Below are 5,482 nucleotides of genomic sequence, written 5' to 3'. Positions count from 1 at the left end.
CGGCGGCCGCTCGTGGACCGTCTCCGGCTTGGCGTCAGCCGCGAGCAGCGGCCGGGCGCCGGTCCGCATGGCGCGAGCGTGACGGGCCGTGGCCGTCCCGCCGCCGGACAGGGCGCCGGGCCACGGGCCGCCGGCCGGCACCGCGTCCGCGTCACGCTCCCGGCCTCGCGCGAGCGACAGGGGCTCTCACTCCCACGGGAGTGTGAGCCACGGGCTCTCCGGGTCCGTCATCAGGAGACGGTGCGGCGCGAGCACCGTCTCGTACCACTCGCCGAACTCCTCGTGGCCGAACCGCAGTACGCGCCCCAGGGCGTACCCGGCCGAGTAGTCGGCCCACGACGTGTGGCGCGTGCCGGCCAGCGCGCCCGCCCGCAGGATCGCGTCACGTGCCTCGGGGCCGCCGCACAGCCGCGCACTCAGGCCCCACCGGGCGAGGTTGACGGCCCGCCCGTAGTCGTGGGCCGCCACGCTGTGCACGTAACCGTCGGGCGGCAGCAGCCCGTCCGCGCGAAACCGCGCCTCGTAGCGGACGATGCGGCCCACCAGGGTCTGGACGGCCGCGCCCAGGCGGTCGGGCGCGCCCAGCTCCGCGAGCGCACGGGCGCACGCCGCGCGCCAGGCGTCCGCGGGGACGGCGTGCCCGCCGGCCCCGTCCGCCAGCCGTGCGCGTACCTCCAGCGCGAACTCCGGCTCGTGCTGCCCCGTGTGCGTGTCGAGCAGCACGTCCATCCTGGCCCGCCACTCCCGGTACGTGGTCGTGTCCCACGACTCGCGCAGCAACTGCCCGTCCAGCGCGTAGTCGTCGTACACGTCCCCGATGTCGTTCCAGACCAGACCGCCCTGCACCGCGAGCGGCGCGCCGCAGGCCAGGGCCTGGGCGAGCAGCCCCGTCCTGGGTCCGTCGTAGCGGGTCAGCAGGGACACCTGCCTGGCGCCGCGCACCGCACCGCGCGGTGCGGTGCGCGATGGGCCGGCCGCGTCCTTCGCGGCCTTGAGCCACCGCCTGCGGTGCCTGCCGTGGGCGGGGAACGTCGCCTCCGTCGGCGTGCCCGGGTTCACGCACAGCGCGAAGTGCGCGTCGGGCCACAGCTCCGCCATCGCCCGCAGGGACGTGCGCTGCGCGACCTTGTGCGCGCGCCTCGGCAGCCGCTCGCCCGCCGTCCGCACGGCCACGCACCAGGTGCCCGAGAGGTCGCGGCAGGTGGACCAGCGCACGGAGTCACCGCCGTCCGCCTGCTCCCTCGGTACGTAGAGGAACAGGTCGCACCCGGCGATCACCCGCAGGTACGCGTCCCGGCTGCGGGCGCGCAGTGCGGCCCTCAGCTCACGCTCGATGCGCGTGGCGGGCTGCCACGACCTCGCGTACGCACGCGTCGCCGTCCTGCGTGTACTGTCCACCGGCCGACCCTACCCACCCCCGGGCTCCCACCACCGTCGCGGGCGTCGGCGTGGCCGAAGACAGACGAAAACCCCGTCGACCAGCGGTCGACGGGGTTCCGATTGGTGTCCGAGGGGGGACTTGAACCCCCACGCCCGATAAAGGGCACTAGCACCTCAAGCTAGCGCGTCTGCCATTCCGCCACCCGGACAAGGTGTCTGCCGGCGGCCCGCGGCCGTTCCGACGTGGAAAACCATAGCAAACTTTCGGCGGCCACCGATCACACCGGTGGGCGTAGCACCATGGGAGCATCACCAGCACCGATCGTGGGAGTGAGCAGCGTGGGCGAGTCGAACGCGGGCCGGGCCGTGGCGGGCGAGGACGAGGTCGTGGACCTGTGCCGTGACCTGATCAGGATCGACACCAGCAACTACGGCGACCACTCGGGCCCGGGGGAGCGCGCGGCCGCCGAATACGTGGCGGAGAAGCTCTCCGAGGTCGGTCTCGAACCCAGGATCTTCGAGTCGCACCCGGGCAGGGCCTCCACGGTGGCCAGGATCGAGGGGGAGGACCCGTCGCGGCCCGCCCTGCTGATCCACGGCCACACCGACGTCGTCCCAGCGAACGCGGACGACTGGACCCACCACCCCTTCGCCGGCGAGATCGCCGACGGGTGCCTGTGGGGCCGTGGCGCCGTCGACATGAAGGACATGGACGCCATGACCCTCGCCGTCGTGCGCGACAGGATGCGCAGCGGCCGCAAGCCCCCGCGCGACATCGTGCTGGCGTTCCTCGCGGACGAGGAGGCCGGCGGCACCTACGGCGCGCGCCACCTCGTCGACAAGCACCCCGGGCTGTTCGAGGGTGTCACGGAGGCCATCAGCGAGGTCGGCGGCTTCTCCTTCACCGTGCGCGAGGACCTGCGGCTCTACCTCGTGCAGACCGCGGAGAAGGGCATGCACTGGATGCGCCTGACCGTGGAGGGCACGGCGGGCCACGGCTCCATGACGAACACGGACAACGCGATCACCGAGCTGAGCGAGGCCGTCGCGCGGCTCGGGCGCCACACCTGGCCGGTGCGCGCCACCAAGACCGTACGGGCGTTCCTCGACGAGCTCTCCGACGCGCTGGGCACCCCGCTCGACCCGGAGGACATGGAGGCCACGCTCGTCAAGCTCGGCGGCATCGCCAAGATGGTCGGGACCACCCTGCGCAACTCGGCGGCGCCCACCATGCTCGGCGCCGGCTACAAGGTGAACGTGATCCCGGGGGAGGCGACAGCGCACGTGGACGGGCGCTTCCTGCCCGGGTACGAGGACGAGTTCCTCGCGGACCTCGACCGGCTGCTCGGCCCGCGGGTCAGGCGCGAGGACGTGCACGCCGACAAGGCGGTCGAGACCACGTTCGACGGGGCCCTCGTGGAGGCGATGCAGACCGCGCTGAGCGCCGAGGACCCGATCGCGCGCGCCGTCCCCTACATGCTGTCGGGCGGCACCGACGCCAAGTCCTTCGACGACCTCGGCATCCGCGGCTTCGGCTTCGCGCCGCTCCAGCTGCCGCCCGAGCTCGACTTCGCCGGGATGTTCCACGGCGTGGACGAGCGGGTGCCGGTCGACGGCCTCAAGTTCGGCGCGCGCGTGCTCGACCGCTTCATCGACCACTGCTGAACTGCCCCCGCGGGGAGCCCGATTCGCTCGTGCGTCCGGGCTCCTCACGGGGAAGAGTGAATGCGACCATAAGCTCGTAGCCTCATTACTCCCTCCTCGTTACAGGTGTGCGGTCCGCAGCTGGGACCGCGTTTTGCCAACAAGGAGGAAGAATGATCAAGAAGGTCGTCGCTGCTGCGGCTGTCACCGGTGGTCTGGTGCTCGCGGGCGCCGGTGTCGCCTCCGCCGACGCGGGCGCCCAGGGTGCCGCGGTTCAGTCGCCGGGCGTGCTCTCGGGCAACGTCGTGCAGGTTCCGATCCACATCCCGGTGAACGCGTGCGGCAACACGGTCTCTGTGATCGGGCTGCTGAACCCCGCCTTCGGCAACACCTGCGTCAACGCGTGACGTTGTGCGTCGGCCCGCACAGGGCCTGAACCCGGGTGGCCCCGGAGTGCGCGCCATGCACTCCGGGGCCGCTGGGCATCCGTCCCCCGGCGCGTGCCGAGGGCATTTCCGAAAGGCAGCAGGCAGCAGAAGGCAGGGATCGAATCATGAGACAGGTCACGCGCAAGGGCTTGATGACCTTCGCGGCCGCGGGCGGCGCCATCGTCCTCGGCGGCGGGGTGGCGCACGCGGACGCGAACGCGGGCGGCACGGCCGCCGGCTCGCCCGGCGTGCTCTCGGGCAACAACGTGCAGGTACCGGTCCACGTGCCGGTCAACGTGTGCGGCAACACCGTGAACGTCGTCGGGCTGCTGAACCCGGCCATGGGCAACAGCTGCGTGAACGCGTCGCAGGGCGGCGGGTCGCACGGCGGCTCGCACCACGGTGGCGGCTCGCACGGTGGCGGTTCGCACCACGGTGGCGGGCACCACGACGGCTCGACGCCCCCGCGCTCGGGCGAGGGAGGCGGCGGCCACCACGACGGCGGTTCGGACAACGGCGATGGGTCGCACCACGGCGGCGGTTCGCACCACGGCGGTGGGTCGCACGCGGGCGGCGGCGCCCACGCCGGCGGCGGGACGTCGAACTCCCCGGGCGTGGGTTCGGGGAACAACATCGGCATCCCGATCGACATCCCCGTGAACGCCTGCGGTCTCGGCATCGACGTCCTCGGCATCGGCAACCCCGTGTTCGGCGAGTCGTGCGAGAACGTGGAGTCCCCGGCCCCCGCGCCGCACCACCACGCCACGCCCCCGAAGCCGGCCACGCCGCACAAGCCGGTCCGCAGCGTGCCGAACGCGCCGGAGCCGCAGGCGGTCGCCGCGGCCGCCCCGGTCGCGCACGCCCAGCTCGCGCACACCGGTTCCGAGGGACTGGGCATCGCGATCCCCGCGGCCGCGGGCATGCTCATCGCGGGCACCGTCCTCTACCGACGCTCCCGCGCCGCCGCGTAACAGCGTCGTCGCGTGAGCACACACGGAGACCGGGACGGGCCCGCACCCCTCACACGGGTGGGGCCCGTTCCGCTGTGACGGGCGGGACGGCCGTCACCACGTGGCGCGCACCTGTCGGATGATGCGTCGGCGCAGCCGCACGCGGCGGCTGCCGTCGCGGTGCAGGCTCAGGCGGTCCAGCTCCCAGTGCCCGTACTCGGCATGGTCGGTCAGCAGGCGCGTGGCATCCTTGCGTGACACCCCGCGGGGCACGTACACGTCGACAAATTCGTATTCCGGCATCGCATCTATTGTGCGGCCAGAGCCTCAATACGGATAGCGTCTGCCCTATGTCTGATGCTGCGCAGCCCTCCGCTGCCGACGTACGCGCCGCCGCCGACGCGGTCAAGGCGGCCCTCGACCGTCACCTGGCGGCCGTGGAGAACCGCACGGGTGGGGACGACGATGATCAGGCAGTCTCCGACGCGTTCAACGCGCTGGCGGCCGCCGCCGAGGACTACGACGAACGGCTCTACCACCGGTACGACGAGGTCACCCCCTTCGAGATCCCGGAGCCCGACGACTCCCTGCCGCCCTACGCGGGCCCGGAGGAGCCGCACGCCGTCACGGTGCTGATCAGGCGCGACTACGCGGTGGCCGAGCCCGAGCGGCTCCTGTCCCAGGCGCAGCGCATCGCGGACGCGGACGACGACGTGGCGACGACGGCGGGCGCGGCGGCCGCGGTCTCGGGCAGCGTGCACGCTGCCCTCGGCGTCCTGTTCGGCGAGTACGAGCCGGACGAGATCGCCTCGCGCCACAAGGAGTTCGGCCTGGAGGAGGGCGACTCGACCCTCTGGGTCTCCGCGCTGGACGACCCCCCGGAACCGGGCGAGTGGCTGTCGTCCCCCTTCGAGTCGGCCGACCCCCAGCAGGTGGTCTGCCGCTTCGACGTGAGCGCGGTCTTCGACGAGGACGACGACGAGGAGGCCGACGACCCCGACCTGGAGGACCAGGAAGCCTGACCCCCACCCCGCGCCCCCTGGCGGCGCGGTGCACCGACGCAGGCCGGGGCCGCCCCAG

6 protein-coding genes and 1 tRNA gene are annotated in these 5,482 nt (G+C 72.9%); 4 read left to right on the top strand and 3 right to left on the bottom strand.

The window, feature by feature from the left end; genetic code table 11:
* Positions 1 to 186: 186 nt before the first annotated feature.
* The gene (locus JFN87_RS34215) at positions 187 to 1,398 is read right to left on the bottom strand and encodes a DUF1266 domain-containing protein (RefSeq protein WP_209345799.1); all 1,212 of its coding nucleotides are present in this window, start codon (positions 1,396 to 1,398) and stop codon (positions 187 to 189) included.
* A gap of 103 nt (positions 1,399 to 1,501) precedes the next feature.
* A tRNA-Leu gene (locus JFN87_RS31865) sits at positions 1,502 to 1,589 on the bottom strand.
* 130 nt (positions 1,590 to 1,719) lie between these two features.
* Between JFN87_RS31865 and JFN87_RS31860 the strand changes: the two genes are divergently transcribed.
* From JFN87_RS31860 to JFN87_RS31850, 3 genes are all read left to right on the top strand, one after another.
* On the top strand, positions 1,720 to 3,045 hold the full coding sequence (locus tag JFN87_RS31860; protein ID WP_209345798.1) for a M20/M25/M40 family metallo-hydrolase: 1,326 nt from the start codon (positions 1,720 to 1,722) through the stop codon (positions 3,043 to 3,045).
* A gap of 152 nt (positions 3,046 to 3,197) precedes the next feature.
* Positions 3,198 to 3,431 carry a chaplin gene (locus tag JFN87_RS31855; protein ID WP_030907697.1) on the top strand — a complete coding sequence of 78 codons (234 nt, stop codon included), beginning with the start codon at positions 3,198 to 3,200 and terminating at the stop codon, positions 3,429 to 3,431.
* 146 nt (positions 3,432 to 3,577) lie between these two features.
* Positions 3,578 to 4,423 (top strand): chaplin, encoded by an 846-nt coding sequence (locus JFN87_RS31850; RefSeq protein ID WP_209345797.1) that lies wholly within the window; start codon positions 3,578 to 3,580, stop codon positions 4,421 to 4,423.
* 93 nt (positions 4,424 to 4,516) lie between these two features.
* On the opposite strand, the gene JFN87_RS31845 is transcribed toward JFN87_RS31850, so the two are convergent.
* Positions 4,517 to 4,705 (bottom strand): DUF5703 family protein, encoded by a 189-nt coding sequence (locus tag JFN87_RS31845; RefSeq protein ID WP_030907692.1) that lies wholly within the window; start codon positions 4,703 to 4,705, stop codon positions 4,517 to 4,519.
* Positions 4,706 to 4,752: 47 nt separating this feature from the next.
* Between JFN87_RS31845 and JFN87_RS31840 the strand changes: the two genes are divergently transcribed.
* On the top strand, positions 4,753 to 5,424 hold the full coding sequence (locus JFN87_RS31840) for a hypothetical protein (RefSeq protein WP_209345795.1): 672 nt from the start codon (positions 4,753 to 4,755) through the stop codon (positions 5,422 to 5,424).
* Positions 5,425 to 5,482 lie beyond the last annotated feature (58 nt).

The organism is Streptomyces montanisoli, assembly GCF_017813245.1.
Taxonomy (GTDB): Bacteria; Actinomycetota; Actinomycetes; order Streptomycetales; family Streptomycetaceae; genus Streptomyces; species Streptomyces montanisoli.
This window is presented reverse-complemented; position numbering and strand designations above follow the sequence as displayed.

What these genes read in the sequence shown, in the direction of transcription:
- JFN87_RS31855 (WP_030907697.1), top strand. Translation starts at nt 3,198, where the DNA reads ATGATCAAGAAGGTCGTCGCTGCTGCGGCTGTCACCGGTGGTCTGGTG.
- JFN87_RS31850 (WP_209345797.1), top strand. Translation starts at nt 3,578, where the DNA reads ATGAGACAGGTCACGCGCAAGGGCTTGATGACCTTCGCGGCCGCGGGC.
- JFN87_RS31845 (WP_030907692.1), bottom strand. Translation starts at nt 4,705, where the DNA reads ATGCCGGAATACGAATTTGTCGACGTGTACGTGCCCCGCGGGGTGTCA.
- JFN87_RS31840 (WP_209345795.1), top strand. Translation starts at nt 4,753, where the DNA reads ATGTCTGATGCTGCGCAGCCCTCCGCTGCCGACGTACGCGCCGCCGCC.